The sequence below is a fragment of the [Clostridium] aerotolerans DSM 5434 genome (genome assembly GCF_000687555.1).
GTDB lineage: Bacteria > Bacillota > Clostridia > Lachnospirales > Lachnospiraceae > Lacrimispora > Lacrimispora aerotolerans.
Window position 1 is genome coordinate 1 of sequence record NZ_JHWJ01000002.1, and the last position, 26,890, is coordinate 26,890.

22 protein-coding genes and 1 tRNA gene are annotated in these 26,890 nt (G+C 43.7%); 8 read left to right on the forward strand and 15 right to left on the reverse strand.

The features are described 5' to 3' along the window. A partial coding sequence (locus T546_RS25510; protein WP_034597695.1) for a hypothetical protein occupies nucleotides 1-659 on the forward strand: 659 nt, incomplete at its 5' end. Nucleotides 660-755: 96 nt separating this feature from the next. On the opposite strand, the gene T546_RS0102810 is transcribed toward T546_RS25510, so the two are convergent. Next, nucleotides 756-2,090: an FAD-dependent oxidoreductase gene (locus tag T546_RS0102810; protein WP_026890310.1), complete on the reverse strand. Its 1,335-nt coding sequence runs from the start codon at nucleotides 2,088-2,090 to the stop codon at nucleotides 756-758. A 153-nt stretch (nucleotides 2,091-2,243) separates the two neighbouring features. Between T546_RS0102810 and T546_RS22695 the strand changes: the two genes are divergently transcribed. Beyond that, the gene (locus T546_RS22695; RefSeq protein ID WP_034597699.1) at nucleotides 2,244-3,638 is read left to right on the forward strand and encodes a GGDEF domain-containing phosphodiesterase; all 1,395 of its coding nucleotides are present in this window, start codon (nucleotides 2,244-2,246) and stop codon (nucleotides 3,636-3,638) included. 42 nt (nucleotides 3,639-3,680) lie between these two features. Here the strand turns inward: T546_RS22695 and T546_RS0102820 are convergent, their stop codons facing one another. From T546_RS0102820 to ileS, 5 genes are all read right to left on the reverse strand, one after another. Further along, on the reverse strand, nucleotides 3,681-4,133 hold the full coding sequence (locus T546_RS0102820) for a CBS domain-containing protein (RefSeq protein WP_026890311.1): 453 nt from the start codon (nucleotides 4,131-4,133) through the stop codon (nucleotides 3,681-3,683). Nucleotides 4,134-4,239: 106 nt separating this feature from the next. Continuing rightward, complete coding sequence (locus T546_RS0102825; protein WP_024836742.1) at nucleotides 4,240-4,998, reverse strand: peptidoglycan DD-metalloendopeptidase family protein; 759 nt, start codon at nucleotides 4,996-4,998, stop codon at nucleotides 4,240-4,242. A gap of 40 nt (nucleotides 4,999-5,038) precedes the next feature. Next, nucleotides 5,039-5,959 (reverse strand): SpoIID/LytB domain-containing protein, encoded by a 921-nt coding sequence (locus tag T546_RS0102830; RefSeq protein WP_026890312.1) that lies wholly within the window; start codon nucleotides 5,957-5,959, stop codon nucleotides 5,039-5,041. 110 nt (nucleotides 5,960-6,069) lie between these two features. Continuing rightward, nucleotides 6,070-8,529, reverse strand: coding sequence for a glycogen/starch/alpha-glucan phosphorylase (locus tag T546_RS0102835; protein WP_026890313.1), 2,460 nt, complete (start codon nucleotides 8,527-8,529; stop codon nucleotides 6,070-6,072). Nucleotides 8,530-8,550: 21 nt separating this feature from the next. Beyond that, entirely contained in the window at nucleotides 8,551-11,664 is a 3,114-nt protein-coding gene (gene ileS, locus T546_RS0102840) for an isoleucine--tRNA ligase (RefSeq protein WP_026890314.1), read from the reverse strand. Between the two features lie 1,180 nt (nucleotides 11,665-12,844). Here ileS and T546_RS0102845 point away from each other — a divergent pair. Then, nucleotides 12,845-14,308 carry a nicotinate phosphoribosyltransferase gene (locus T546_RS0102845; RefSeq protein WP_026890315.1) on the forward strand — a complete coding sequence of 488 codons (1,464 nt, stop codon included), beginning with the start codon at nucleotides 12,845-12,847 and terminating at the stop codon, nucleotides 14,306-14,308. A gap of 66 nt (nucleotides 14,309-14,374) precedes the next feature. On the opposite strand, the gene T546_RS0102850 is transcribed toward T546_RS0102845, so the two are convergent. The 6 genes from T546_RS0102850 to T546_RS0102875 all read right to left on the reverse strand — a co-directional run bounded on the left by T546_RS0102850 (nucleotide 14,375) and on the right by T546_RS0102875 (nucleotide 21,059). Then, nucleotides 14,375-15,286 (reverse strand): ROK family protein, encoded by a 912-nt coding sequence (locus T546_RS0102850; RefSeq protein WP_026890316.1) that lies wholly within the window; start codon nucleotides 15,284-15,286, stop codon nucleotides 14,375-14,377. Between the two features lie 150 nt (nucleotides 15,287-15,436). Then, on the reverse strand, nucleotides 15,437-17,161 hold the full coding sequence (locus tag T546_RS0102855) for an ABC transporter ATP-binding protein (RefSeq protein ID WP_026890317.1): 1,725 nt from the start codon (nucleotides 17,159-17,161) through the stop codon (nucleotides 15,437-15,439). A gap of 5 nt (nucleotides 17,162-17,166) precedes the next feature. Further along, nucleotides 17,167-17,979 carry an ABC transporter ATP-binding protein gene (locus T546_RS0102860; RefSeq protein ID WP_026890318.1) on the reverse strand — a complete coding sequence of 271 codons (813 nt, stop codon included), beginning with the start codon at nucleotides 17,977-17,979 and terminating at the stop codon, nucleotides 17,167-17,169. A 22-nt stretch (nucleotides 17,980-18,001) separates the two neighbouring features. Further along, nucleotides 18,002-19,018, reverse strand: a complete 1,017-nt coding sequence (locus tag T546_RS0102865) for a FecCD family ABC transporter permease (RefSeq protein WP_026890319.1) — start codon at nucleotides 19,016-19,018, stop codon at nucleotides 18,002-18,004. Next, complete coding sequence (locus T546_RS0102870) at nucleotides 19,015-20,037, reverse strand: FecCD family ABC transporter permease (RefSeq protein WP_024836751.1); 1,023 nt, start codon at nucleotides 20,035-20,037, stop codon at nucleotides 19,015-19,017. The genes T546_RS0102865 and T546_RS0102870 overlap by 4 nt, the downstream gene beginning before the upstream one ends. Before the next feature lie 20 nt (nucleotides 20,038-20,057). Beyond that, nucleotides 20,058-21,059 carry an ABC transporter substrate-binding protein gene (locus T546_RS0102875; protein WP_034597708.1) on the reverse strand — a complete coding sequence of 334 codons (1,002 nt, stop codon included), beginning with the start codon at nucleotides 21,057-21,059 and terminating at the stop codon, nucleotides 20,058-20,060. Nucleotides 21,060-21,372: 313 nt separating this feature from the next. Here T546_RS0102875 and T546_RS0102880 point away from each other — a divergent pair, with 313 nt between their 5' ends. After that, the gene (locus tag T546_RS0102880) at nucleotides 21,373-22,344 is read left to right on the forward strand and encodes a helix-turn-helix domain-containing protein (RefSeq protein ID WP_051629560.1); all 972 of its coding nucleotides are present in this window, start codon (nucleotides 21,373-21,375) and stop codon (nucleotides 22,342-22,344) included. A 10-nt stretch (nucleotides 22,345-22,354) separates the two neighbouring features. On the opposite strand, the gene T546_RS0102885 is transcribed toward T546_RS0102880, so the two are convergent. The 3 genes from T546_RS0102885 to T546_RS22700 all read right to left on the reverse strand — a co-directional run bounded on the left by T546_RS0102885 (nucleotide 22,355) and on the right by T546_RS22700 (nucleotide 24,797). Continuing rightward, nucleotides 22,355-23,278, reverse strand: coding sequence for an ABC transporter substrate-binding protein (locus tag T546_RS0102885; protein WP_084326124.1), 924 nt, complete (start codon nucleotides 23,276-23,278; stop codon nucleotides 22,355-22,357). 266 nt (nucleotides 23,279-23,544) lie between these two features. Continuing rightward, the gene (locus T546_RS0102890) at nucleotides 23,545-23,727 is read right to left on the reverse strand and encodes a DUF6472 family protein (protein ID WP_024836755.1); all 183 of its coding nucleotides are present in this window, start codon (nucleotides 23,725-23,727) and stop codon (nucleotides 23,545-23,547) included. Between the two features lie 2 nt (nucleotides 23,728-23,729). After that, the gene (locus T546_RS22700) at nucleotides 23,730-24,797 is read right to left on the reverse strand and encodes an acyltransferase (RefSeq protein ID WP_034597711.1); all 1,068 of its coding nucleotides are present in this window, start codon (nucleotides 24,795-24,797) and stop codon (nucleotides 23,730-23,732) included. A 146-nt stretch (nucleotides 24,798-24,943) separates the two neighbouring features. Between T546_RS22700 and T546_RS0102900 the strand changes: the two genes are divergently transcribed. From T546_RS0102900 to T546_RS0102915, 4 genes are all read left to right on the forward strand, one after another. Continuing rightward, a tRNA-Glu gene (locus T546_RS0102900) sits at nucleotides 24,944-25,015 on the forward strand. A gap of 194 nt (nucleotides 25,016-25,209) precedes the next feature. Further along, nucleotides 25,210-25,680 carry a helix-turn-helix domain-containing protein gene (locus tag T546_RS24465; RefSeq protein ID WP_051629562.1) on the forward strand — a complete coding sequence of 157 codons (471 nt, stop codon included), beginning with the start codon at nucleotides 25,210-25,212 and terminating at the stop codon, nucleotides 25,678-25,680. Then, entirely contained in the window at nucleotides 25,670-26,524 is an 855-nt protein-coding gene (locus T546_RS0102910) for an alpha/beta fold hydrolase (RefSeq protein WP_034597713.1), read from the forward strand. Before T546_RS24465 ends, T546_RS0102910 begins: the two co-directional genes overlap by 11 nt. Next, nucleotides 26,521-26,874, forward strand: coding sequence for a DUF4180 domain-containing protein (locus T546_RS0102915; protein WP_026890324.1), 354 nt, complete (start codon nucleotides 26,521-26,523; stop codon nucleotides 26,872-26,874). Before T546_RS0102910 ends, T546_RS0102915 begins: the two co-directional genes overlap by 4 nt. Nucleotides 26,875-26,890 lie beyond the last annotated feature (16 nt).

Sequence of the window (26,890 nt, forward strand, 5' to 3'; positions counted from 1 at the left end):
CACATTTTGTTGGCATTACACAAGAGGGCTTTTCTACACATTTTGCCGGCATTACTCTTGCTGGCATCACGCAAGAAGGTTTTTCTGGGCATCTTGCCGGCATCACACAGGTTGGTCTCTCCGGACATTTTGCTGGCATCTCTCTTGCTGGCATCACGCAAGTGGGTTTCTCTGGGCATCTTGCCGGCATCACACACGTTGGTCTCTCCGGACATTTTGCTGGCATCTCTCTTGCTGGCATCACGCAAGCAGGTTTTTCTGGGCATCTTGCCGGCATCACACACGTTGGTCTCTCCGGACATTTTGCTGGCATCTCTCTTGCTGGCATCACGCAAGCAGGTTTTTCTACACATTTTGCAGGCATTACACAGGAAGGTCTCTCCGGACATTTTGTAGGCATCTCTCTTGCTGGCATCACGCAAGAAGGTCTTTCCGGACATTTCATTGTGCAATTATTTGCAGCGCTGTCTGATACATTACAGCATGGTCTTTGGTTCCAAGAACATGGGCCTACAGAAATATCCTGGCGGCTCATTGGTATGGGAGCTGGTACCGGATCATTGGTCCTTGCCGGGCCTGAACCGAGAGGCATATCAGGGCGGATTACCGTACCGGGGCTCATAGACATATCAAAGCCCATAGCAGGCTCCCATGGGTAGGATGTACCGTTACGGTCGAAACCGTCGGGATATCCTTGTTTTGCATAACAATCCATAGGATGTTTGACTCCTTTCAATTATGAAAAGTTTCTACTATCAATCTATGAAAGGAAGACTCTGTTGTGCAGGGCCAGCAGAAATTTTTCCATTTATTTCGAAGCCTGAGCCATGGCAGGGGCATTCCCAGCGCTTGTCATATTGGTTCCAGATCAATCTGCATCCCATATGGGGGCAATTGACTGCTCCTGGCTTAACTCCTGCTGACAATCCTTTTACTGACTCCAGACCATGTTCTGCAAACCGCAGAGCGGACGCTTTTACATTATGTCTCTGAGGAGAAAATACGGCATCATAAGGCGTTCTCTTACCTGTGATCTGCATAGAAAGCATTTTAGCGGCTACCATGGAGGAGCTCATTCCCCATTTGCCAAAGCCGGTAGCAACGTACCAGTCCGGGCGGAAGGCAGAAAATGTTCCAATATAGGGAATACTGTCTAAGGTCATGCAGTCCTGAGCTGTCCAGCTTCTAAACTCTTCTGCCTGATGAAATAAATGCTCTGCCGTATGCCGCATTGTGATAAATGGGTCCGTATCCGGTGCTTTCCCCGTCCGGTGGCTCCCATAACCCAGGAGAAGCTTTCCATCGTAATTTCTAAATGAATATGCTTTTTTATCCACTCCCAGATACATACCTTCAAGATCCTCTACCGGACCAAGCTCCATGACATAGCTTTTCTCCTGATACATTTTTGCAAAATAAAATCCAGGCACATTAACAAAAGGATAGTGGGAAGCAAAGACAATCTTTTCTGCCTTTACGATACCTCTGTCCGTTATTACATCATGTCCCTGTACTTTTAAAACTTTTGTCCGTTCATATACAGTTATCCCGGAGGATATCTCTTTTATAAATTCCAAAGGGTTAAATTGTGCCTGACCGGTAAATTTGACAGCTCCGCAAACTGGAAATGGCAGCTTTGTCTCTCTGACAAAGGAGGCTGGCATACCAAGTTCTTTTGCTGATTGGGCTTCCTCCAACAGCTTTTTTGATTCCTGGACGGAATAGAGATAAGCATCTTTTTTCTCGTAATGGCACTGAATGGAGTATCGTTTGATCAACTTACCATACTCCTCCACCGCTAACTGATTTGCTTTTCCGTAAAGTCTGGCACGTTCTTTTCCAACGGATTTTTCCAGTTTATGATAAATTAAATTGTGCTGAGATGTGATTTTTGCAGTGGTAAAGCCTGACTGTCCGCTTCCTATGCGGTTCGCCTCCAATACAACGACGTGGACTCCATGTCTTTGCAGATAAAATGCAGTTAAAATTCCAGCCATTCCAGCCCCTATGATCACAACCTCAGTCCGTTTGTTTCCTGTCAGGGAATTACGTCTGGGAATTAATGTTGAATCCATCCAAATTGATTTCATTTTTTACCTCCTGCATGCGTTCCATACCAATAGTATTCTCCCAATTTTTAGAATAATGCTTATGAATTTCCTGCCAATTATTTCTTGCTTTCACCCATTAATTGTCATACAATAACTTAAGACACAGACAGAAGAAAACAGGAGGCAGATTCAATGAGTTGGTTTCGAAAAAAAGAAAACAAACCAGACGGGATGGTGGTTAAACCTCAGGTTGAATCACAGGCCGAATCAACGGCAGAATCAGCAGCTGAGAAAAATAAGCTGGAACGGGATTCTTGCTATAAGCATTTAAATCAAGCCATGGAATCAGGAGAACGAGGCGTTGTATTAAAGCTTTACATTGAAAACTTCAAGCGTCTGAATCAGATTTTCGGATATGATTACTGTGAATCTCTTTTAGAACAGATTCTTGATTTTTTAAGGGAATTGACACAAAAGAACGTTTATCATTATATCGGTGTGGAGTTTATCATTATTTTGGACGGATATACTCAGGGTCAGGCTCTTTATTTGGCAGAAGATGTGGCAGAACGGTTTGACCGGGCATGGAAAGTGAATGGAACCGACTGTTTATGCTCCGCTCAAATGGGAATCTGTCCCTATCCCGGCCATGCACAAACGACGGATCAGATGCTTAAATGTCTGGATCTTGCTGTTTCAAAAGCAGGAGAAGGCGGACCTAACCAGGCCGTTGTTTTTGATACCGCCTTGTATCAGCAGCTTCTGCGCAGACAAACCATTGCACATTATTTAAAGACTGCTCTTGATAACGATGAGGTGGAAATTCGTTACAGACCTACTCTAAATGCAGGTACAAAGGTATTTGTCCGGGCAGAGCTTTATATGCGCATCTTTATTAAGGGTCTTGGACTGATCGGTGCAGGAGAATTCCTGCCCGTGGCGGAAGACTCCGGGCAGATCAAAGCCATACAGTATTATGGACTGAAACAGGTGTGTGAGTGTATATCAGAGCTCCTTAAAAATGGATGTGAGTTTGAATCAGTGGCTCTTCCCATCTCCCCGGTACTTCTTTTGCAGGAAGATTTTCCCCAGGAAGTGAAGCGGGAGCTTAAAGAGTATGGAATTCCCAAGGGAAAGCTGGCTTTGGAGATTCAGGAATCTGCTCTGACCACCGGGTATCTAAATGCGAATGTCACCTTACAGACCTTAAAGGATTTAGGGGTTGAGCTGATTCTTAATGAGTTCGGTTCCGGCTATTCGGGAATTTCCACGATTTTAGACCTTCCGGTGGATACCTTAAAGCTGGAGCGTTTATTTGTGTGGCAGCTGGAAACCAATCCGAAATCCCGGTACATCATGGAAGGCCTCATTCGAATGGCAAGAGATTTGAACCTTACCATAATTGCCGAGGGTGTGGAAACAGAAAACCAGGTAACACTTCTCACGGAAGCGGGGTGTAATTATCAGCAGGGATTTTACTACTCTCCTACTCTTGAAAAACTTGCTTTGTTGCAGATACTTGGAACTTCCTTAGATGATTCCATTCCTCTTCTGTCTGAAGAAAAACAAAAGATGAGCCGAACATAAAAAAGAAGCGCTTCCTGCCACTTCGGCGGGAAACGCTTCTTTTTAATATTCATTTCCAATCACTGACTGGCTTTTCACAGCCGGTTTTTGTACTTCCTGAGACTTTTCATAGAAATAGCGGATAATATCCTTGCGAGTAATTATCCCGATGAAATTCTTCTGGTCATCTACCACAGGGACGAAATTTTGCTTTAGTGCTTTATCAATTAAGCCTTCCATATCAGAATCCGCATAGACCGGGCGATTGTCAGATCTTCTGTCAATGGCCGCCACAGTTACCCGCTCTGATTCTTTCAGGCTTAGATTCAGCTTGTTCTTAATCCCCCAAAGCATGTCCCCTTCAGTTATGGTACCAACGTATTTCCCCGTACGATTAATAACAGGTATGGCTGAGTACTTATGATACTCCATCTTCTCCAGCGCCTGGCGCAGAGAATCATCCTCGTAAATATAAGCCACTTCGTTCTTTGGTGTTAAAAAAAATAATATGTTCATAGCCACACTCCCCGTTTATTGTTCGGTATCAGTATAGCAGATGACTCTTAATCGTGTATGAACAATTTATTATTTTTTTATAACTTTTTTCCAGAAGTTTTTATTGTTATTTCATCTGATTCAGAGGATCAATGGCTTTGTCCTCATGGGTAATTTCGAAGAATATGTTTGCTCCTTCTACGGAATAATACTTGGTAGGTTCAGCCACATAGCCTAATACCTGACCTTCTTTCACATATTCATTTTCCTTTACCTGCATCTCTTTTAACTGACCGCAGACAGCAGTATACTTGTTGCCCATATCAAGAACAACGTAGTTACCAATTTCTTCATTGGCTCCGATTTCTTTCACCTTAGCATTGGCTGGTGCGACAACCGGTGTGCTTACATCTCCCTGGATCACAACGCCTGGATTGCATTTATACTGGTCCAGAGTTGGGAAGTAGATGGTTGAATCCATGCTGTAGTCTAAAATGACATTTCCCTTTACCGGCCATGTCATTCTGGTTGCATCGGTAAAATTAAGTACCATAGACTTTGCAGCATTTTTGTCTGTTCCGGCTTTTACTGCTGGTGCCTGTGTTTCCTGCTTTGCAGTTGCTTTTGCTGAATCAACTGCCTGCATTTCTTCTTTGCTCTTGGTTGCATTGGAATCTCCTGCAACGGCTACTTGTGTTTCCTGGGGAACTGATTCCTGAACAATCATATTGCTCTGATCCGGAACTTTGAGATAAGGGCTTTCTCCTCCACCATTTCCTCTTTGTACAGTAATAACTCCTGCTGCAGCTACTATAGTCAGCAGGCCTAGAACCAACAGGACAAGGAATACTTTATCCTTGAACATTTGACCTATTCTCTCTTTCACGTTTATCACCTCGGTAATATTCTTACCAAGTGTGAAAGAGTTATACAGGATTAATCACAATATTTTTATAAAAATATGAGAGAATTTTTTCTGCGGTCCACCCCTCGTCTGCTTTGCATTTTGCCCCGAACTGGCTCATGCCGTATCCATGGCCAATTCCCTGGCATACAATGCGGATTTTGCCCTCATATTCTTCAAAGGAAAAGGAAGTGGAAGGCAGCCCAAGGGCACGCTGGATATCTTCTCCGCTGTATGTTTTGGTACCAATCTGAATCTGTCCCACATAGCCGCCTTCATCCCGGCTGATGATCTGAATGCTTCCTGGAATCTGATCTGCCTTTACCGGCACATCTCCTGCTATCTGATTGATTTTACCTGCAAAATCTTCTTTGCTTAATTCATTCACCGATAAATATCCCTCTGCTTCCACATCTCTTTTGCATTCAACAGGCTGCAGATAAGGGTGGTTATCATCTCCCTTTCTTGTCTTGCCGGTGCTGGCACGATGAAACAGGGGATCTATCAAGGTATCGTTATAGGTCATGACCATTTTTGACGTAGAGCGCACGGCATCCTCAATGAGTGTATAGCTTGCCACAAATGATTCGCTGCCCCAAAGCCGCTCCATCTGCTTTTTTTCCAGGTACTCCATGTGAAGCTCTGATTCGTTAATTTCATTTTTGCCATTCATTTTACCGTAGATATAGGTTCTTGCAATGATTGCCTGGGCTCTTAATGCTTCCTTTCCATAATCAGCTGGCATCTGTTTTGCCACTACTCCTGGTAGATATTCCTCCACATCCATGGACGAAGAAGCGCCTTTTCTATCAAGAATAATGGTCTTTCCGCTCATTTCCAAAGGAAAGCTCTTTTTTTCTTCTATTTTACCCGTCCAGGCCAAAGTTATTATATAAGGAAATAACAGAGCGATGATGCATGCCATTGTCATTTTTTTCACCATAAACATACCACCTTTCTGCCTGGATACAGATTGTAACTTAATTTTGTCCAAGGCCTTTTTCAATATATGCAAAAAAACGCCCCGGAATCACTTCCGAAGCGTTTTAATCTTTAATCCTCCAGCTCGACTTTTACCTTACTTAAGTGCCAGATGTCATTGACATATTCTGTTATGGTACGGTCTGAGGTGAACTTGCCGCTTGAGGCTACATTTAAAATCGCTGCCTTGGCCCACCATGCTTCATCCTGGTATGCAGAAGCTATCCTGCTTCTTGCCTCTGCGTAGGACTTAAAATCCTTCAGTATAAAATAGGTATCCGCCCGGTCGCTGCTTATGGTATTTAATAAGGAATTGTAAATGTCCCGGAACAGCTCCGGGTCTTCCGGGGAATAGTAGCCATTAATCAGCTGCATAAGCACCCGGCGGATCTCATAATCCTGATTGAAGATTTCCATAGGATCGTATCCGCCTTCTTTTTCATAACGGATCACTTCATCCGAAGTCATGCCAAAGATGAAGGCATAATCAGCTCCCACTTCCTCTACAATCTCCACATTGGCTCCATCCATGGTTCCAAGGGTGAGAGCGCCGTTTAACATAAATTTCATGTTGCCGGTACCAGAGGCTTCCTTACTGGCTGTGGAAATCTGCTCGCTGACATCAGCTGCCGCAAAAATAATTTCTGCATTGGAAACCTTATAATCTTCAATAAAAACCACTTTGATCTTGCCACCAATACTCCGGTCATTGTTGATTACCTCAGCAACTGCATTGATCAGCTTTATGGTAAGCTTCGCTCTCTTATATCCGGCTGCTGCTTTGGCTCCAAAGATAAAGGTTCTTGGCACCATCTCCAAATTTGGATTATCCTTTAACTGATTGTATAAGTACATCACATGAAGTATGTTAAGCAGCTGGCGTTTATATTCATGGAGCCGCTTCACCTGAACATCAAAGATGGATCTTGGGTCTATCTCGATTCCGTTATGTTCCCTGATATAGTCTGCCAGACGGACCTTGTTCTGATACTTGATATCCATAAATTCCTGCTGGCATTTAGGATCCTCTGCATAAACGGCCAGACGGCGGATGTGGGGAAGGTCAACAATCCAATCCTTACCGATCTTCTTCGTCACCCAGTCCGCGAGGAGAGGATTACCATGAAGAAGGAAGCGACGCTGGGTAATGCCGTTTGTTTTGTTGTTGAATTTATCCGGCATCATCTGATAAAAATCTTTTAATTCCTGATTTTTTAAAATCTCTGTATGAAGCCTTGCAACTCCATTGACGGAAAAGCCGCCTACAATGGCCAGATTTGCCATGCGGACCTGCCCATCATAGATGATTGCCATGCTTTTTACTTTATCCTGATTGCCGGGATACATCTCCATGATCTTTAGCTGGAACCGGCGGTTTATTTCTTCTACGATCTGATAGATTCTTGGAAGGAGTCTGGAAAACAGCTCGATGGGCCATTTTTCAAGGGCTTCCGACATAATGGTGTGATTGGTGTATGCACAGGTCTTTGTGGTGATTTCCCATGCCTCATCCCAGCCCAGACCATACTCATCAAGAAGGATTCGCATGAGCTCTGGAACGGCTACGGTGGGGTGGGTATCATTGAGCTGGAATACGGTCTTTTCAAAGAACTTATGGATGTCCTCATGGGCCTCCATGTACTTTTTCACTGCCCTTTGAACGCTTGCAGAGATAAAGAAATACTGCTGCTTTAAGCGGAGTTCTTTTCCAGCATAGTGGTTGTCATTGGGGTATAAGACTTCTACAATGGTCTTTGCCAGGTTTTGCTGCTCCACGGCCTTTTGATAGTCGCCTTTATCAAAGGAATCCAGGCTAAAGGTGTTGATGGCTTCTGCATCCCAGATACGAAGGGTATTCACCACGTTATTTCCATAGCCTACAATGGGCATGTCATAAGGCACGGCACGGACGGACTGATATCCCTCCTGCACAAACCGTTCCTTTCCATTTTCCCATACAGTATTGACGTAACCGCCGAATTTTACTTCGGTGGCGTATTCGGCCCGGCGGATCTCAAAGGGATAGCCATTTTTCAGCCAGTCATCCGGCACCTCTAACTGGTATCCATTCTCGATCTTCTGTTTAAACATACCGTAACGGTAGCGGATTCCGCATCCGTATGCCGGATAGCCAAGAGTTGCCAGAGAGTCTAAGAAGCAGGCCGCAAGACGGCCAAGGCCGCCATTGCCAAGAGCCGGGTCCGGCTCCTGGTCTTCTATGGCGTTTAAATCAAAGCCCAGCTCATCTAAAACTTCCTTTACCTCTGGCTGTGCCATAATGTTTATGATATTGTTTCCTAGAGCGCGGCCCATTAAAAATTCCATGGAAAGGTAGTAAAGCGTTTTTACATCCTTCTTTTCATACTCCTTATGGGTCGCGATCCATTCATCGATAATCACATCTTTTACTGCATAGGCAACTGCCTGGTACATCTGCTCTTTCGTTGCTTCATCTACTGTCCTGCGAAACACGTTCTTCATATTAAAGAGAACGCTTTTTTTAAAGGTTTCCTTATCAAATCCCATGCCCATTCCACAAAACCTCCTCACCGTTTACTGAATCTTTTCCACTCCTAAGGTCACGTTTTCCCCGTTAATGTTCCATTCTTTCACATATCCGGCTGCTGTTCCAAATTGAATGCTGTCTGCAAGGACCTCGCTCTTTACTTCCTCTTCGTTGTCCTTTAAGATTCCTTCAATGGTTTCATTGTCCTTACTGTACACCAGAATGTGGTCCATGACTTCAAAACCAGCTTCCTTACGCATGGTCTGAATCTTGCTGATCAGCTCACGCACAAAGCCTTCTGCAAGAAGCTCTGGTGTCAGATTGGTATCCAGTACTACGGTTATGGTGTTATCTCCCTCAGATACATATCCTTCTGTCTGAGCGGTATCAATGAGTAAATCTTCTTTGGTGAGCACTACTTCTGTTCCGTCAAAGGTAAAGGTCAGCGCTCCGGTTTCATTTAAGGTATCCATTGCCTCATTTCCGTTGATTTCAGAAAGGGCATTTTTAATACTTCCAAGCTGCTTGCCGTATTTTGGACCTACGGTCTTTAACTGGGGCTTGAAGCTGTAGGAAGTGAAGTCACGTACATCATCGGTAAATACTACCTTTTTCACATTCAGCTCTTCCTCAATGATCTCCTGATAAAAGACAGGAAGACTGTGAGGTGCTTTTACGAACATCTGGCCGATAGGCTGGCGGTTTTTGATGTTGGCTGTATTTCTTGCGGCACGGCCCATTACTACGATTTTTAATACTTCATCCATATCCACTTCTAACTGCTTGTCGATAAAGGATTCTTCTGCAACAGGATAATCACAAAGGTGAATGCTTTCCGGCGCTGTTTTATCCACTGCGCAGACCAGGTTCTGATAGATCTGCTCGGTCATAAATGGAATGAGCGGAGCTGCGATCTTACTTACGGTCACAAGAGATGTGTAAAGGGTCATATAAGCATTGATCTTATCCTGCTCCATTCCCTTTGCCCAGAAACGTTCTCTGCTTCTGCGTACATACCAGTTGCTCATATCATCTACAAATTCCTGAAGAGCTCTTGCAGATTCTGGAATCTGATAATTCTCAAGGCAGGTATCCACGGTTTTCACCAGCGAATTTAACTTGGAAAGCAGCCATTTATCCATGACCGGAAGCTTCTCATAATCCAGAGTGTATTTTGTCGGGTCAAATTCATCAATATTCGCGTAAAGCACAAAGAATGCATAGGTATTCCAAAGAGTACCCATAAACTTACGCTGTCCTTCCATAACGGCTTTCCCATGGAAACGGTTTGGAAGCCATGGTGCACTGTTTACATAGAAGTACCAACGGATGGCATCTGCTCCATATGTCTCAAGAGCATCAAACGGATCCACCGCATTGCCCTTTGATTTACTCATCTTCTGACCATTCTCATCCTGAACGTGGCCAAGAACGATAACATTCTTATATGGCGCCTGATTGAAAATCAGAGTGGAGATGGCAAGAAGGGAATAGAACCAGCCTCTTGTCTGATCCACAGCCTCGGAAATAAAGTTAGCCGGGAACTGCTGTTCAAATAAGTCCTTGTTTTCAAATGGATAATGATGCTGTGCAAATGGCATGGAACCGGAATCGAACCAGCAGTCGATAACTTCCGGGACTCTCTTCATCTCTTTGCCGCACTCCGGACAGGAGATGGTCACTGCATCGATATATGGGCGGTGAAGCTCGATTTCATCCGGGCAGTTCCCTGACATCTTCTTTAATTCTTCAATGCTTCCAATGGCATGCTGATGGCCGCACTCACATTCCCATACATTGAGTGGAGTTCCCCAATAACGGTTTCTGCTGATACCCCAGTCCTGAACGTTCTCCAGCCAGTCGCCGAAACGTCCTTTGCCGATGCTTTCCGGAATCCAGTTGATGGTATTGTTGTTGCGGATTAAATCCTCTTTTACCGCTGTCATCTTGATGAACCAGGATTCTCTTGCATAATAGATCAGAGGAGTGTCGCATCTCCAGCAATGTGGATAGCTGTGCTCAAAGACGGGAGCTGAGAAAAGGAGTCCTCTTTCTTCTAAATCCTTTAAGATCATTGGATCTGCCTTTTTACAGAACACACCGGCCCACTTGGTTTCCTCTGTCATCTCTCCTGCTGCATTCACCAGCTGTACAAAGGGAAGATCGTATTTTCTGCCTACCTTGGAGTCATCCTCACCAAAGGCCGGGGCGATGTGAACCACACCGGTACCATCGGTCAGAGTTACGTAGGTATCACAGGTAACAAAGAAAGCTTTTTTATCTGGATTTACAAAGTCAAATAATGGCTCGTATTCCTTATACTCTAAATCCTTGCCCACAAAGGTCTCAAGGATGGAATAGCCTTCTTCTAACACCTTTTCGCAAAGAGCTTCTGCCATATAGTAGGTGTATTCTCCGCTTTTTACCTTTACATAAGTCTCGTTTGGATTCACACAAAGACCTACGTTGGACGGAAGGGTCCAAGGAGTTGTGGTCCATGCTAAAATATAGGCATCTTCTCCTTTTACCTTAAAACGCACGATAGCGGAGCGTTCTTTTACATCCTTATAGCCCTGAGCAACCTCGTGGCTGGAAAGAGGAGTTCCACAGCGTGGGCAGTAGGGAACGATTTTAAAGCCTTTATAAAGAAGGCCTTTTTCCCAGATCTGCTTTAATGCCCACCACTCTGATTCAATAAAATTATTTTCATAGGTAACGTAGGGATCATCCATATCGGCCCAAAAGCCAACCGTCTTTGAAAAATCCTCCCACATTCCTTTGTATTTCCAAACGCTTTCCTTACAATATTTAATAAATGGCTCCAGACCATATTCCTCGATCTGCTCTTTGCCGTCAAGTCCAAGGAGCTTCTCCACTTCCAGCTCTACCGGCAGTCCGTGAGTATCCCAGCCTGCTTTACGTGGTACGTCATACCCTTTCATGGTACGGTATCTTGGAATCATATCTTTAATGACACGGGTTAAAACGTGTCCGATGTGAGGCTTACCATTGGCCGTTGGGGGACCGTCGTAAAACGTATAGGTCTCCGCTTCCTTCCGGTTCTCCATGCTCTTTTTAAAGATCTCACGGTCTTCCCAGAATTTTTCAACCTCTTTTTCTCTCGCTACGAAATTCAAGTCTGTAGGGACTTTTCTGTACATATTTGCGACCTCCATTTCTTTCATATAAAAAGTCTGGCATGCCAGACTCTGGCGCTGCCACCTTCGTGACAATCTTCCTTAAAAGCGTTATATGTCTCCCGCCCGGCAGGACTTTTATGCAATAAGACGTATTTCTTTTTACATAAAAAAAAGCCACGTCCGTAATCAGGACGAAGGCTATACTTACGCTTCGTTATACCACCTATTACCGCATACCAACATATGCTTTCCTTTAACGCAGAAACTACGTCCTGACCTAATGCCAAAGCGTTCAGCCGGAAACTCCGGAGTGATATTCGATTCCAGCTACTTTCACCAGGTTTCCACCCTCCCCGGCTCTCTGTCCATTTCGCTGAGACCTACTGTCTCCATCAACGTTTTTATTTTTAATATAAGGAGATATTTTTCTTATATACTTCCTAATTATAGGGATTTGGAAATGAAATGTCAAGGCCATTTTAGATTGGTATCAGAAAGGCAAAAAAGAAGAACGGGTACCGAATCATATTCATGAAATTCGATACCCGCCCTACATGCTTTCATCCATTCGTTTCTAATTACCTTTCTCTCGTTATTTTCCTTTGGCAATCCTTGGATGCTCTATATGAATTTGTTCCGTTCCCTTTTGTCTTTAAAGCCTTATCTACCAACTTATTTTAACTGCTTTCCTGATTTATTCTTCTATATTGTTATTTTACTGCCTGGGTAAATTTGATTACGTGAATCAAATGATTTGATTCGGGGAATATTCCCTTGCAGTTATAACGAATGATAGGCATATATGAGATTGGTAAATGTTTGTTCTGCAAAAGTGAAACGGTTAGTCCTATTGCCTGATGCTTTTAAAAATCAGGCTAAGTTTACATTTTTGGTGGAATCGACCTCCTTTTCTACCTGCCATCTTTCGTAGTACCATTGGAAAAATGGTTCTGTATTTATCTTTTGTTGATGACTTTATTATATACTATACTTTTCCTTTTTGCAAGTCTTTTTTATATTATTTTTAAAATAAATTATTAATTGTCATATTATATAGCTTTATTCTGATAATTTAAACTGTTTCAAAAACTTATTTATTGTTTCTGATCTTGTCGACATTGTTATTTTTTTATCAAATCCATTGTTTTTTTGTAATCTTGTGGTATAATGTGCGAAAAGGATTTGTAAAAGGAGAAAAACTATGAGCCAGCGAAATTTGACTTTATTAACAGATCTCTATGAATTAACCATGATGCAAGGGTATTTTAAAGAAAAGGACGCCAACGAGACTGTCATATTTGATGCTTTCTACCGCAGTAATCCCAGCGGTAACGGATATGCCATCTGCGCTGGCTTAGAGCAGGTCATTGAATATATAAACGAGCTGAGCTTTAATCAGGAGGATCTTGAGTACTTAAAATCAACCGGACTGTTTGAAGATGACTTTCTTGAATACCTTCGTCATTTTAAATTTTCCGGCGATATTTATGCCATTCCGGAAGGAACCGTGATATTTCCAAGGGAGCCACTTATTAAAGTGATTGCTCCTATTATGGAAGCGCAGCTGATTGAAACAGCTCTTTTAACCATCATCAATCACCAGAGCTTAATTGCAACGAAAACCGCCAGAGTGGTCTATGCGGCTGCCGGGGATGGGGTCATGGAATTCGGACTTCGCCGGGCACAGGGGCCGGACGCCGGAATCTATGGGGCCAGAGCTGCCATGATTGCAGGCTGTGTGGGAACCTCCAATGTATTGGCGGGCAAGATGTTCAATGTTCCCATTCGCGGAACCCACGCACACAGCTGGATCATGAGCTTCCCTGATGAGCTGACTGCATTCCGTAACTATGCAAGGCTATATCCTACCTCCTGTATTCTTCTGGTGGATACTTATGATACCTTAAAATCTGGTGTACCAAATGCTATTCAGGTGTTTAAAGAAATGAAGGAGGCCGGAATTCCACTTAAGAATTATGGAATCCGGCTGGATAGCGGAGACTTGGCCTATCTTTCCAAGAAGGCAAAGCGCATGCTTAACGAAGCAGGCTTTTCCGATGCCATTATTTCAGCTTCCAATGATCTTGATGAGACCCTTATTAACAGCTTAAAGATTCAGGGAGCCACCATCAATTCCTGGGGTGTTGGAACCAATTTAATCACGTCTAAGGACTGCCCTTCCTTTGGAGGCGTATATAAGCTGGCTGCCATCCTTGACCGGAAAACAGGGGAATTTGTACCTAAAATAAAGCTATCAGAAAATGCAGAAAAAATCACGAATCCAGGAAATAAGGTCATTAAGCGTATTTACAGCAAAGAGACCGGAAAGATTATTGCAGATTTGATCTGCCTGGATGGAGAGACCATAAAGGAAAGTCATTCCCTTTTACTCTTTGACCCCATTGAGACATGGAAGAAAACCCATCTGGCGCCGGAGACCTATACCATACGTGATCTTATGGTTCAGGTATTTAAAAAGGGAGAATGTATCTACCACTCTCCTGCTGTTATGGATATTCAGGCTTACTGTACCAAAGAGCTTAACACCCTTTGGGAGGAGTCAAGACGTCTTGTTAATCCTCACGAGGTCCATGTGGATTTATCGAAGAAGCTTTGGGAGATGAAAAATGAGCTGCTGGACAGCTATCATTTTACCAACACCTGATAAAACGTTACAGCAAAAGAACAGGAGCATGACCGAATAAAGGGACATGCTCCTGTTCTTTTTAAATTATTTTCTGTTAAGAAAATGATAAAGGGCTCCTCTTAAATTGGAGTCGTTATAATACTCACATGCTGTAATCTTAGGCTTCTTTACCGCCATTCCATAGGCTGAACTTGGGTGGGCTTCAAACAGGTAATCAATCTCTTTTTTTATCTCTTCTAATAAGATTGGCTGCTGGCTGATGCCTCCGCCTATGGCGAAGATCTCCAGATCCAAAAGCGTCTGGAAATTATAGATGCTCCCTGCAAGCTTTTTCACATAATTGCGAAGGACTCTGCAGGCTGTCTCATCTCCTTCATTGATCAGTTCAAACATCCTGTGTCCGTCGATTTCAGATGGGTCGATTCCGGTCTCTTTGGCATAGGTGCGTCCCAAAGCCAGGGAGGAACCGTTTACTGCCATATAGCTGTCTGACTGCTTTGGCTTATCGATATAAAGGTTTAAAAAGCTGATTTCTCCAGCCGTATAATTAGTTCCCCGGTATAGCTTACCATCAATAATAATGCCCATTCCAACACCGGTTCCAAGAACAATGACAGCTCCGTTCTTTACCCCCTTAAGACTTCCGTTCCATTGCTCTGCCATGGCAGCGCATTTAGCGTCATTGTCTACGGAAGAGGGCAGATGGTAGCGTTTCTCTATCTCCTCACACAGGTTAAGGCCCATAAGGTATACAAGTCCGCCTGCGGTATGCAAAAAGCCCGTTAAAACATCTACCTGTCCGGGCGTGCTGAATGCAATCCCTTCTATCTCCTGTTTTCTGGGCAGAACAATCTGATCTAAGACATGAAAGTAATCTTCTGCTGTTTTTTTATGGTCCGGGGTAGGCTCTTTGCCTTTTTCCAAAATATTACCGGACTCATCCATTACAGCATACTTGATAAAAGTTCCTCCGTTGTCAACTGCCAAGTATTTCATCCTTCTCCTCCTGTCATTCTGATTCGTACATGATTCTGAAACCATCGGTATCAGGAATCCATAACCCCTCCCAGATTCTTTTTACGGCTTCAGATATGTCCTATCTTATTATTTTGTGAAATAAAAGGCAATATGTTTTTGTTATATTTTTTAGTTTTTTGATGCCTCATGAAGTCTGGCATAGAGACCGCCCCGGGCGATCAGCTCCTCATGAGTGCCGGTCTCTGCAATTCCCGTTCCCTCTAACACCACGATCTGATCTGCATTTCGAATGGTAGAAAGTCTGTGAGCCACCACCAGCGTGGTCCTCTCCTTGGAAACCTCATCAAGTGCCTCCTGGATCTCCTGCTCTGTTTTCGTATCCAGGGCAGAGGTCGCTTCATCAAGGATTAAGATAGGAGAATTACGCAGTATGGCCCTGGCAATGGAGATTCGCTGCTTTTGGCCTCCTGAGAGCCGGATTCCCCGCTCCCCGATTTCTGTCTCATATCCCTGTTCCAGTTCTTCTATGAAGCTGTGAGCATTGGCAGCCTCAGCCGCTGCAATGACCTGCTCTCTCGTAGCTTCCTTCCAGCCATAGGCGATGTTCTCATACACAGTGCCATGAAATAAAAAAGTATCCTGAAGCACCATGGAAATGTTATCTCTGAGACTTTCTAAGGTCACTTCCCGGATATCTACTCCATCCACCAGCACAGATCCCTTCTGGGGATCGTAGAACCGGTTCACAAGATTTGCTATGGTACTTTTGCCCACACCGGTAGCTCCAACCAGGGCCACGGTCTGACCTGGTTTTATGGTAAGGTCTACATTTTCTAAAATGGGAATTTCCTCATTGTAGGAGAAGGATAAGTTCTTTAACTGAATCTCACCCTTAACACGAGGCAGCTCCCTGGCTTGCTTCCCTTCCTTGACATCTGATACCTCGTCTATGACCTCAAAGACACGACGACACCCTGCTGCTGCTTCTCCTGCCTTTTCCACAAGACTTGAGAAGTTTTTGACCGGGCCATAAAACATGGAAAGATACATGACAAAGCCTACGATATCAGCAATGGAAACGGTGCCTACGCTGATTAAGTGGCCTCCATAAACAATCACTATAACAGTTCCAAGGGCTGTTACAAAGGATAACAGGGGATATGTAGTCTCAAAAAAGAAGCTGGCGCGAAGGTATGCCATGCTATGCCTTTTTGCTAACTCAGTTACTTTTAATTCCTCCTGCTTTTGCTGGTTGAAAATCTGAATTTCCTTAATTCCGGAAAGGTTATCCTGTACGGTTCCAGCTAACTCTCCTCTTATTCTGGAATTTTCTTTCCATACGGGAGAAACATGATTGCTCTGCCAGATGGTAATCCATACCAGTATGGGAACAGTTACAAGGCTTACAATGGAAAGTCTCCAGTTGATGGTAAAAAGAAGGGCTCCGACCCCTAAAAAGGTCAGGATATTCGTAACAAAATCAGGGATCACATGAGCCAGTAAAACCTCTGCATCCAGTGCGTCGATGACCACACGACCCGTTAAGTCTCCGGTACGGCTTTTATGAAAATACTTTAGGCTCATGCGCTGTAGCTTGCTGTAGAGCCGGGTTCTTAAATCAGCCACATAATGTAAGGCTGCATAGTGATTTAAGTATCCGGAGGCCGAACTGCCTGCTGCCTGGAGCGCAGTGGCAAATAAAAGAAAAAGGCCGATACGGAGAGCTTCTTTCCCGAAATCAGCAGTGCCCTCTGTAGCAAGCTTCGTCAGTTCCCGAAGCGCCCAGGGCGTGTAAAAGCCTGCTGCGGTTGAAACAATCAGGGAAAGCAGAGCTACGATCAAATGTACCCAGTATTTTTTTGCTTCTCTGAATATTCGAAGGGAGGTCTCCATGATCCTTACACCTCCTTTTCGCCAGCTGGTTCTGCAGATAATAAATCATAGGTAAGACAAACAGGCCGTCCGGTCTTTGGCTCAAGAACAATCTGAGCGTCTATGGAGAACGCTTCTTTTAGTACCTCCGGCACCATAACTTCTTCTGGTGCTCCATGTTTGATTACCTTGCCGGAACGGATTGCAATCATATAGTCGGAAAAACGAGCGGCCAGGTTTAAATCGTGCAGCACCATGGCTATGGTGCAGCCCTGTCTGCGGTTTAAATCGTATAACAGCTCCAAAACCTCAAGCTGATGGGCAAGGTCCAAATAAGTCGTAGGCTCGTCCAGAAGAATTAAATCGGTCTGCTGGGCAAGGGCCATGGATATCCATACTCTCTGTCTTTGTCCGCCGGAAAGGGTATCAACCTCCCGGTTCTCAAATTCTGTCAGCTTTGTCACAGAAAGAGCCCACTGTATGATTTTTTTATCCTCTGGTGTCAGCTTTCCAAACCCTTTTTGATGAGGAAATCTTCCGTAGGCGACCAGTTCACTGACGGTCAAACCGCTTGGAGCTGTTGGAGTCTGTGGAAGAATCGCCATTTTTTTGGCTATTTCTTTGGTGGGGAGCTTTCTGATATCGTCTCCATTTAAATAGACCATTCCGTTCTTTGGTTTTAAAATACGGCCCACGGCCTTTAATACCGTTGATTTTCCGCAGCCGTTGGGACCAATGATGGTTGTTACCTTTCCTTTCGGTATATTTATATCCAGGGATTTTACAATCATGGCATCTTCATATGCAATATCTAAATCTTCTGTTGTAATGCTGTTCATAAATCCTCCTTTTCTAAAAAAGCTACCCGTTTGATTTTCCTAATAGATATAAGAAGTAAGGGGTGCTTAATACGGTGATGACAATTCCTGTGGGCACATCAGTGCCAAGGCTTATGGTTCTGGTTATGGTATCGGCAACGAGTATGAGGATGGCTCCTGATAAGCAGGATGCAGGCATTAAAAGCTTGTGGTTTGGTCCCACCAGTTTTCTTGCCATATGAGGGGTTATCATTCCCACAAAGAAAAAATTGCCGCCAAGTGCAACACCGCCGGAAGCAAGAGCTACGGCTGCAATGGAAAGCCCTATGAATTCAGGCTTTACTGCAACGCCAAGTCCGGAGGCGGTCTCATTACCAAGGTGAAGCGTATTGATGATACGTGATTTATAAATTACGTACAGGATTAAAATGAGGGTCCAGGGAGCCAGCACCGCTAAGTATTTCCAGTCATCTCCCCAAAGGCTTCCAGCGCCCCAGCGCTGTATAAAGTCCATTTGATTCTGATCCAGCTTTAACGTTAAAAGTGTAGTTAAGGCACTGTACCCGCTTGATAAGGCAACACCAGTTAAGATCAGTCCAGTGGGTGAAATATCTCTTCCTCTCCGATAGGAAAGTATGAATATCAGTCCTGCAGCAGTCAGACCTCCGACAAAAGCAAGAAGAGGGAGGACAAAGGCAGAGGATACTCCTTTGGAAGCAAACATTACGACAAAAATAAGGACGAACAGACCGGAGCCTGAACTGATTCCCAGGGTACCCGGACTTGCCATATCATTTCTTAAAAGGCTTTGCATGATGCAGCCGGAAGCCCCCATACCAAAGCCAACAAGGATGGCCAGGATAATGCGGGGAAGACGGAATTCAAATACAATAAGATTTTGCTTATCCGTTCCTTCTCCCAGGAGAACACGAAATACTTCAGAGACAGACAGGCTCATTTTACCCGTATTGATACTGATGATTGCAGCTAACACCATAATAAGGGCCATTAATATGAGAATCGTAATTCCCCGGCCATAGGTGAACCGTTTCTTTTTCATTCGAATTCCCTCCTTTGCTTTCTTGCGAGGTAGAGGAAATAGGGAACTCCAATGACAGCGAAGATAATGCCGATGGGAGTCTCATACGGTTTATTGATCAGACGTCCTGTGAGATCTGCAAATACAGTTAAAAGGGCTCCGTAAAGCCCTGAGGCTGGAATGATGTACCGGTAATCCACGCCAACCATATAGCGGACAATATGAGGGGTAATAAGGCCGACAAAGCCAACAGGCCCTACCACAACTACGGAAAGACCTGTTAAGACCAGTACGATCACTGTGGAAATTATTTTTAACAATCCAGTATTAAGTCCAAGACCGATTGCCACATCCTCACCTAAACTCATCAGTGTAACCTGGGAGGACACTCCTATGGCAATCAGGAGACCGCACACAAAAAAGGGTGCAACTATGGCAAGCTCACTCCATTTAGCACCCGCGGTCCCGCCTGCGGTCCAGTAAGCCAGTGCCTGTCCTAAATGGTACCGAATGGACAGGTATTGGCTGAATGCCCCAAATAACATGGAAATGGAGATACCTGCAAGTACCAGTCTTTGAGGCGTCATCCCCCGTTTTCCCAGGGAGGCAATGAAATATGTGATCCCAGTGGCGATTGCTGCTCCCAAAAAGGCAAATGCCATGGTCTGACCATAGGTACGTGCTGGAAAAAATGCCATAGCAACCGCGATGGCAAAGGTTGCACCGCTGCTGATTCCCATAAGGCCGGAATCAGCCAGCGGGTTTCTGGTGGTTCCCTGCATCAGGGCACCGCAGACTGCAAGGCTGCATCCCACGATAATATCCGCCACGGTCCTTGGAAACCGCAGGGACTGAATGATCTGATGTTCTGTGGATGTGGGATCAAAGTTAAAAACCGCACCCCAGGCGGTGGACAAACGCATATCGGCAGCGCCAAAAGAAATGGATGCTGCCGATACCAGTATAAGTAGTCCAACCCCCAATATCATATAGAAGGAAAAGCGGGCCACGCCTTTCCACTTGTTGGGGAAATTCTGCATTATTTTCGTTCCTTTCCAGTCTATTTTGTTATGGAATTAATGGCATCTACAATATAATCCATCTGGGCGGTCAGGCTTAACACATCTGAATAATAGAAGAGTCCAGACTTACTGCTTGGTATGCTTACCACCTGATTGTTCACCACTGCTGGAAGGCTTTTCCATATGTCAGACTTTTCATATTCGCTGGGCTCTCCCTCAGCGGAATCATAGGGGTGGAACCAAAGCATGTAATCACCGAAATAATTGGCTGCCACTTCATAGCTTAAGCCTTCTCGATTTTCTCCTTTTTCTTTAATGAGCTGCTCCAGCTTTTCCGGCTTCTTTAAGCCAAGATATTTATAAACAAGGGTGCCTCCTCTTGATTCTGTTTCATAGAATATGCCATAAGAGCCAGAACCCCAATCCTCATTGATGCTGAATGTTTTGTCTTTAAACTTATCGCTGTGAAGGGTCTCCTTTGCAGCCGCCAGTTTTGTCTCGAAGGTATCTACCACTGACTGGGCTTTTTCTTTTGTGCCGGTTGCTTCTCCCAGAAACAATACCCTGTCGATGGAACTTAAGTCTCCCTCAGGAATTACAATAACAGGGGCAATGCTTTTAAACTTATCGTAATCTTCATCACTATAGGTTACAATAAGGTCCGGTTCCAAGGCCATGACCTCTTCCTGCTCCCAGTTTTGGATTTTTGTTGTAGCCATCATCTTATCATAGTAAGGCATACCTTCATGTTCCCAGCCATAATAGCCCACTAAATTTAAGTCGAGTGCTACTACATCTCCAACATACCAATTTACTATTACCCGCTTTGGGTCTGAGGGCACTTCAATCTCTCCCTTTACTGTCTGTACCCTCCGGGTCTCTTTTGCCTCAGACTGAGTCGGTTGTTCTGTCTCTGTCCCAGTGCCCGCCTGTGTGCTGGTTTGGGAGGCTTGTTTTGTGCTTTGACAGCCAGTCACTGCTAGTAACATGGTCATGCCTAAAAAGGCAGTAAGAATTTGTTTGCTGCTTTTCTTCATCATAGTATCTCCTTTTATCCTGATCCCTGAAATGGTATTTATTATATTGCACGAACATTAGTTAGACTTAGCTAACTCGCGGTGATATTCTATCATGTTAACTCTATTCTGTCAATGAGAAAGAGCTATTATAAGGGTAGGTGGATTCAGGTAATATAGATTGAATATGTCCCGTTTTATATAGCTTTTCATCTATAAATCACAACTTTCTTATTACATATTTGGATTACTCTTATCACATTTTGGATTATATCAGCTTGAAAGCCCCGGGGAAAGCATGATATACTTTTAAGAACTGACGGAAGGAGGAATTGACTTGGAATATACCGATGAATACAATTTAGGGTGGGGCGCTTTTTCAAAGCATTTTGGCTTTGATACGAAAAGAGAGGGAAATTATGCCATGCATACGGTACCCGGCAACTGGGAAAATGGCTGGATCACAGAGGTGAATCCTGCCGAAGGACTGTTTATTGCCAGTGCATGGTTTAAAGCGGATGAGAGGCTGGATTATAAGATGTATACAGAAAAACCATGTCTTCTTATTCTCTGCATAGATACCGGTGATATGACAATCACCCAGAAAGGTAAGAAGGCCAAGACCCTAAGCCCTTTCACCCAACTGATCATCAGCAAAGGAACCCCTCTTCGCCTGACCATACCGGCAGGTATGCATATGTGCTTTACCAGTGTGCTGATCTTTGATTCCTGCATCGAAAAATTTCTCTCTGCCACAGGATATTCCTACCCCATTCGTGTTCTTGATGCAGTCAAATGGAAACCTGGGAATATAGACGCCCCCAATGTCATGCTGGTCATGGAGCAGCTCCGCTGGGGGGTCCGCGGAAACCGGCTTCCTCTCCCGGCATACCTTTGCAAGGCCATAGAGCTTCTTTGCCTCTTTGCACATAACAGGGATAAGGAAGCGAAGAAGCCAGAACGCCGCAAATACGTCACCTGGAGCGATGAAATAAAGCTTTACCGGGTCAAGGAACGGATTGATGAGTCTCCTCTCTCCCTCCCCTCCAACGAGGAATTATGCCGCTTGGCTCAAATGAGCGGAAGCAAGCTGCGCATTTCCTTTAAAAGCCTCTACGGCAAAACGCTTTACGCATATATCAGGGAATCCACTATGAAACGGGCCATGCAGATGCTGGCTGATGACGATTTGAACATCAAAAATATAGCCCACCTTTGTGGATATGAAAATGCCGCAAAATTCGCTGCGGCATTTAAAGAAGTTCACGGAATCACACCAAGTGATTTCCGAAAAGGATTTGATTTGTAGGGTTTTTGATTTATTTACCGGTCAGCTCTTTCATGAGGAAATCAAGCTGTACATTGGAAGAATATAAATCAATGTCATAGAAAAGGTCGTGGTTAATCCGGATTACATGGCCTTCCTTTACCGCAGGAATGGAGTTCCAGACAGGATTATCGGAAAGAAATCCCAGTTCACCGCTTAAAATAATATAGTCACCGGCATACTCTTTGACAGACTCCATGGAAAGTTCCCGGTACTGGTCTTTCCCTATGATATCTTTCTGGATCACATCAGGTGCTTTCAGTTTAAGCTGGCTGTAAATCAAATCTCCGCCCCGGCCCCATTTATCCCCATAGACAAATATGCGTCCGTCGCTACTGGTATCAAAAATACTATAGGTCAGGGTGTCAAGACCGCTCTCTTTCATGGTCTCCTTTGCTTTTCCTATCTTTTCCTTAAATTCTGAAAGAGCTTTCTTTGCCTCTTCCTCTTTATTTAAGACTTCGCCCAGGTATGTAACACGTTCTTCCAAGGATAGCTCTGTGAAAGGAATCATAATAGTAGGTGCAATTTTAGAAACCTGGTCATACTGTTCTTGATTGACAACAAAAATCAAATCCGGTTCATAGGACATAATCTCTTCTGACTCAAACTTATCCCATACCGGCAAATCTGCCACTTCTTTTTCGTAGGCTGTTCCCTTGGCATTATTGGTGGCTACCGGTTTTACACCCAGTGCCAGCAAATCTCCCATTCCGTAGGTAGCGATGACCCGTTTTGGTTCTGCGGGTACCTCCACATCTCCCTGAGAGGTGTTAATAATTCTCCCTGAATTCTTTAAATCATTGGAAGCATCCGTGACTGCATTGGCTGCCGGAGCCTTGCTGCAGCCAGAGATAATGAGGGAAAGGGATATTGCAGATATTAATACTCCGGCAATTCTTTTCATTTTGTACATGATAGTTGCTCCTTTTATATGAGTTCGTTGTGACTAACTCGAAAAAGTATATCATGGAAGGGAATAAAAGTACACCCTGTCAGTGGACAATGTTCACATTCTGGTCATAATCTTTTTACAACATGGTCAAACTCTCTTCATATTTGACCGATATACTAAGTTTATCAGATAAAGATGTTGCCAACATACTTTAAGAAAAAATTTTTTTCATAATTGCCGGTGTTCCAGATTGGAATACCGGCTCCTCCCTTTTTATAGGGCTTTTTTTATATCTGCTTTCTTACAATGGTGTACTCATCTCCGAATTTGTAATAGGGACACTGCCTGGATGAGCTGGTGATAAAACGCATATACTCGTCCTCATCTAAATTCATTTCACATTCGTAGTACTCATATTCTTCGTTATAATTATAATACATACAGCTTTCGCAGCTATCTTTTCCTGCCATGTCTAGTTCTCCTTTTTTAATTTCCCTTTTCTTTTGAGAGCCTCCGCCCCCTTTTTCAACAACTTTACCACTGTTTCATCTAAAATGACCGCCACTGCCAGGGAAATTAAAAAGGTCAGCGCCGTCTCAAGCAGTATCCTTGGGATATAGTAATGACGAAATCCTGTTTTTTCTATGATTCCTTTGACCACCTGATTTAAGATCAGGTAATGAATCAAATAAATAGAAAAGCTGTAACGGCTGATAACGGTCACAAGTTTCCTAAAAACCGGAATTTTTATATCGCCGAAATGCTCAAAGAACAAAAGTATGGATATTGACATGGCGATCATGGGATAAGCCATATCGTGAATTCCGGGAGTAAAGCCAGGAGTGACGATTTTTTGAAATAAGGTAATGAAAAAGCCTGCCGCCCCAAGGACTCCAAAGGGCAGATACGTTTTTTTTCCGTATAATCGAATGATGATGTATCCTAAAACAAAATATATCAGCCAGCCTTTAAATATCAGGTATTCCATAACCGGCCCAATCTCAAGACCAAGAGCCGGCAAATAGGTATGAATACCCTGAACCAAAAGAATCATGATGAAAAAGCTTTTTAATTCCCGGTCCGTCATGGCATGGAACATACGGGCAAGAAACGGGGTGCACACGTAAAGTGCTAAAATGACATACATAAACCACAGATGGGGTGCCGAAGGGATTGACTCTGTGATAAATTCCTGGATAAAGAGTCCTGCATGTTCCTGTAAGGTCCGGGGTGTAAGGGAAAGATATATATTATAATACCAGTAATAGATTCCACTATAGACTGCAAAGGGAATGAGTATTCCCAAAAATCTCTTCCAGTAAAATTCTTTGATATCCTGTTTGTAGGATTGCAATAAAAAAAGGCCGCTTAGCATAAAAAAGGTGCCAACTGAGGTTAAGAGCAGGGGAGTGAGGGCAGCGGAAAACAGCCATTGCTTTTCATTTGCCGTCTCTCCTGGAATGGCATGGACCATGATGACTGCAAGGACAGCCAGGGTTCTTAAATAGTCGTATTTGATTTCACGTTTCTTTGATTCCATGGCAGCTTACACCTCCCTTTTTAGTAGAAAGTATATCATAAAAATACGGTCATTGACAAATTTTTTATTTTTTTCAAAAAAAGTGTAGACAAACGAAAAATCCTATGGTATTATTATGAAGCTGTCAGCAAGGACAGAGAAAAAACGGCCTATTGGTCAAGCGGTCAAGACGCCGCCCTCTCACGGCGGAAACCCGGGTTCGATTCCCGGATAGGTCATAAAACCTGATTTTCCTTTTTGGAAAATCAGGTTTTTTTTGCGTTCATTGCTAATTGATTGAAAAATAGATATCGTTGGATATGAATCCATCTAAAAGGAATAATAAGGAATATAATTTTTCAAAATACGTCTTGACTTATTCCTTATTATTCCCTATAATCAGATTATAAGTAACAATAAGGAGCAAAAACATATGAATGAGACATACTACTCTGTGGAACAGATTTCAGAAATGCTTCACATTCACCCGAAGACAGTTCAACGCTATATCCGGGAAGGAAAGCTTCGGGCTGCCAAGCTGGGAAAAAGCTGGCGTGTAACAGGACATGATTTAAGTGTTTTTATGGAGCTTACGAAAACAACCGTTGATTTTGATAGAGACAAGAAGGAAGTGAAAGGACAGTATGATATAAAAGTATCTTCTGTGATTGATATTGAAGTAAAAGGAATTGACGAGGCTGACCGCATCACAAATATGCTTCTTGCGGCCCTTAATTCCCCTCACACCAATTACGATTATCCAGCCGTTCACGCTCTGTTCATTCAGCCAGAGAGTAAGGTCCGAATTACGTTATATGGAAACTTGAAGCTGGCTCAGGATGTGCTTCACTTCATTGATACTATGACAGAAGGAATGAAAGGAGAAGATTCTTATGAATCGTAAAACCAATAAGGTGTTTAAAACACCAGAAGGAAAAGAGAAGTTTTTAACTTATTACAATCAGATTTTAAGCCATCTCCCTGGAGAATCTATTTATCTTGATACCACATATGGAAAAACGTTTGTGCTTGCCTGCGGACAGCCTGATCTTCCGCCTATGGTATTGCTGCATGGCTCCTGCAGCAACAGTGCATTCTGGGCTGCTGAGATATCCCGGTTTTCAGATAAATACCGGGTGTATGCCATTGATACCATTGGAGAAGCTGGTAACAGTGAGGAGAATCGGTACGATATAAACGACAGCGACTATTCCCTTTGGATGAAAGAGGTATTTGACCAGCTTATGATTTCCCATGCTGTTATTATAGGCAATTCTTTTGGCGGATGGATGGCTCTTAAATTTACAACTGCATTTCCGGAATATGCTGATAAACTAGTGCTGATCTCCCCTTCCGGCTTATCTCCTATTAAGCCTGAATTCTTATCAAAATCATCTGAGTATGTATCTCAGGGGTCCGATGAGCTGGAGTCTTTTGACGATTCCATTATTGGAGAGAGCGATATTCCTGATAAGGCAAAAGAATTTATTATGCTGATACTAAGAAACTTTGACCCTATGACAGATCCCCTTCCCGCATTTTCAGAGGAAGAATTAAGGAAGCTTCGTATGCCGGTTCTCTTGATTGCAGGAGAACAGGATGTGACCATTGATGTTCACCAGGCGGCTGACCGGCTCACTGCTCTTACACCTTCCCCTGAAATCCATATCCTTTCCGGTTATGGTCATATCATTGGGGATGCAGGTGGCATCATCGCACCATTTCTTTTAAAGGAGGGTAACAAATGAATGTGATTACAAGAAACAATCGCTCCATCGGAGTGGTGGATAAGGAAATGAGAATTACCGACGTTCAGACCATGCTTGATCTTATGGCTTCTGCTCATTACAACAGTGAGTGCATAGGAGTCGTTCTATATAAGGAAAGTCTTGATGAAAGCTTTTTTGAGCTTAAAACTGGATTTGCAGGTGAGATTTTGCAGAAATTTGCTAATTATAATATGAAGCTGGCTGTGGTCGGGGATTATTCCCATTATACCAGCAAAAGTCTGAGAGATTTTATTTATGAAAGCAATAAGGGGAATCTGGCTTTCTTTAAGGATACTTTAGATGAGGCGCTTGTGGCGCTGGTTCCGTAAATAAATGTGCTTACGG

Bases quoted from the DNA above. Each gene is read 5' to 3' on its own strand.
- T546_RS0102875 (WP_034597708.1), bottom strand. From the start codon at position 21,059: ATGATGAAGAAAAGCAGCAAACAAATTCTTACTGCCTTTTTAGGCATG.
- T546_RS0102915 (WP_026890324.1), top strand. From the start codon at position 26,521: ATGAATGTGATTACAAGAAACAATCGCTCCATCGGAGTGGTGGATAAG.
- T546_RS0102910 (WP_034597713.1), top strand. From the start codon at position 25,670: ATGAATCGTAAAACCAATAAGGTGTTTAAAACACCAGAAGGAAAAGAG.
- T546_RS0102890 (WP_024836755.1), bottom strand. From the start codon at position 23,727: ATGGCAGGAAAAGATAGCTGCGAAAGCTGTATGTATTATAATTATAAC.
- T546_RS22700 (WP_034597711.1), bottom strand. From the start codon at position 24,797: ATGGAATCAAAGAAACGTGAAATCAAATACGACTATTTAAGAACCCTG.
- T546_RS0102835 (WP_026890313.1), bottom strand. From the start codon at position 8,529: ATGGGCATGGGATTTGATAAGGAAACCTTTAAAAAAAGCGTTCTCTTT.
- T546_RS0102865 (WP_026890319.1), bottom strand. From the start codon at position 19,018: ATGAAAAAGAAACGGTTCACCTATGGCCGGGGAATTACGATTCTCATA.
- T546_RS0102830 (WP_026890312.1), bottom strand. From the start codon at position 5,959: ATGGTGAAAAAAATGACAATGGCATGCATCATCGCTCTGTTATTTCCT.
- T546_RS0102845 (WP_026890315.1), top strand. From the start codon at position 12,845: ATGAGCCAGCGAAATTTGACTTTATTAACAGATCTCTATGAATTAACC.
- T546_RS0102860 (WP_026890318.1), bottom strand. From the start codon at position 17,979: ATGAACAGCATTACAACAGAAGATTTAGATATTGCATATGAAGATGCC.
- T546_RS0102855 (WP_026890317.1), bottom strand. From the start codon at position 17,161: ATGGAGACCTCCCTTCGAATATTCAGAGAAGCAAAAAAATACTGGGTA.
- T546_RS24465 (WP_051629562.1), top strand. From the start codon at position 25,210: ATGAATGAGACATACTACTCTGTGGAACAGATTTCAGAAATGCTTCAC.
- T546_RS0102870 (WP_024836751.1), bottom strand. From the start codon at position 20,037: ATGCAGAATTTCCCCAACAAGTGGAAAGGCGTGGCCCGCTTTTCCTTC.
- T546_RS22695 (WP_034597699.1), top strand. From the start codon at position 2,244: ATGAGTTGGTTTCGAAAAAAAGAAAACAAACCAGACGGGATGGTGGTT.
- T546_RS0102810 (WP_026890310.1), bottom strand. From the start codon at position 2,090: ATGAAATCAATTTGGATGGATTCAACATTAATTCCCAGACGTAATTCC.
- T546_RS0102820 (WP_026890311.1), bottom strand. From the start codon at position 4,133: ATGAACATATTATTTTTTTTAACACCAAAGAACGAAGTGGCTTATATT.
- ileS (WP_026890314.1), bottom strand. From the start codon at position 11,664: ATGTACAGAAAAGTCCCTACAGACTTGAATTTCGTAGCGAGAGAAAAA.
- T546_RS0102850 (WP_026890316.1), bottom strand. From the start codon at position 15,286: ATGAAATACTTGGCAGTTGACAACGGAGGAACTTTTATCAAGTATGCT.
- T546_RS0102885 (WP_084326124.1), bottom strand. From the start codon at position 23,278: ATGTACAAAATGAAAAGAATTGCCGGAGTATTAATATCTGCAATATCC.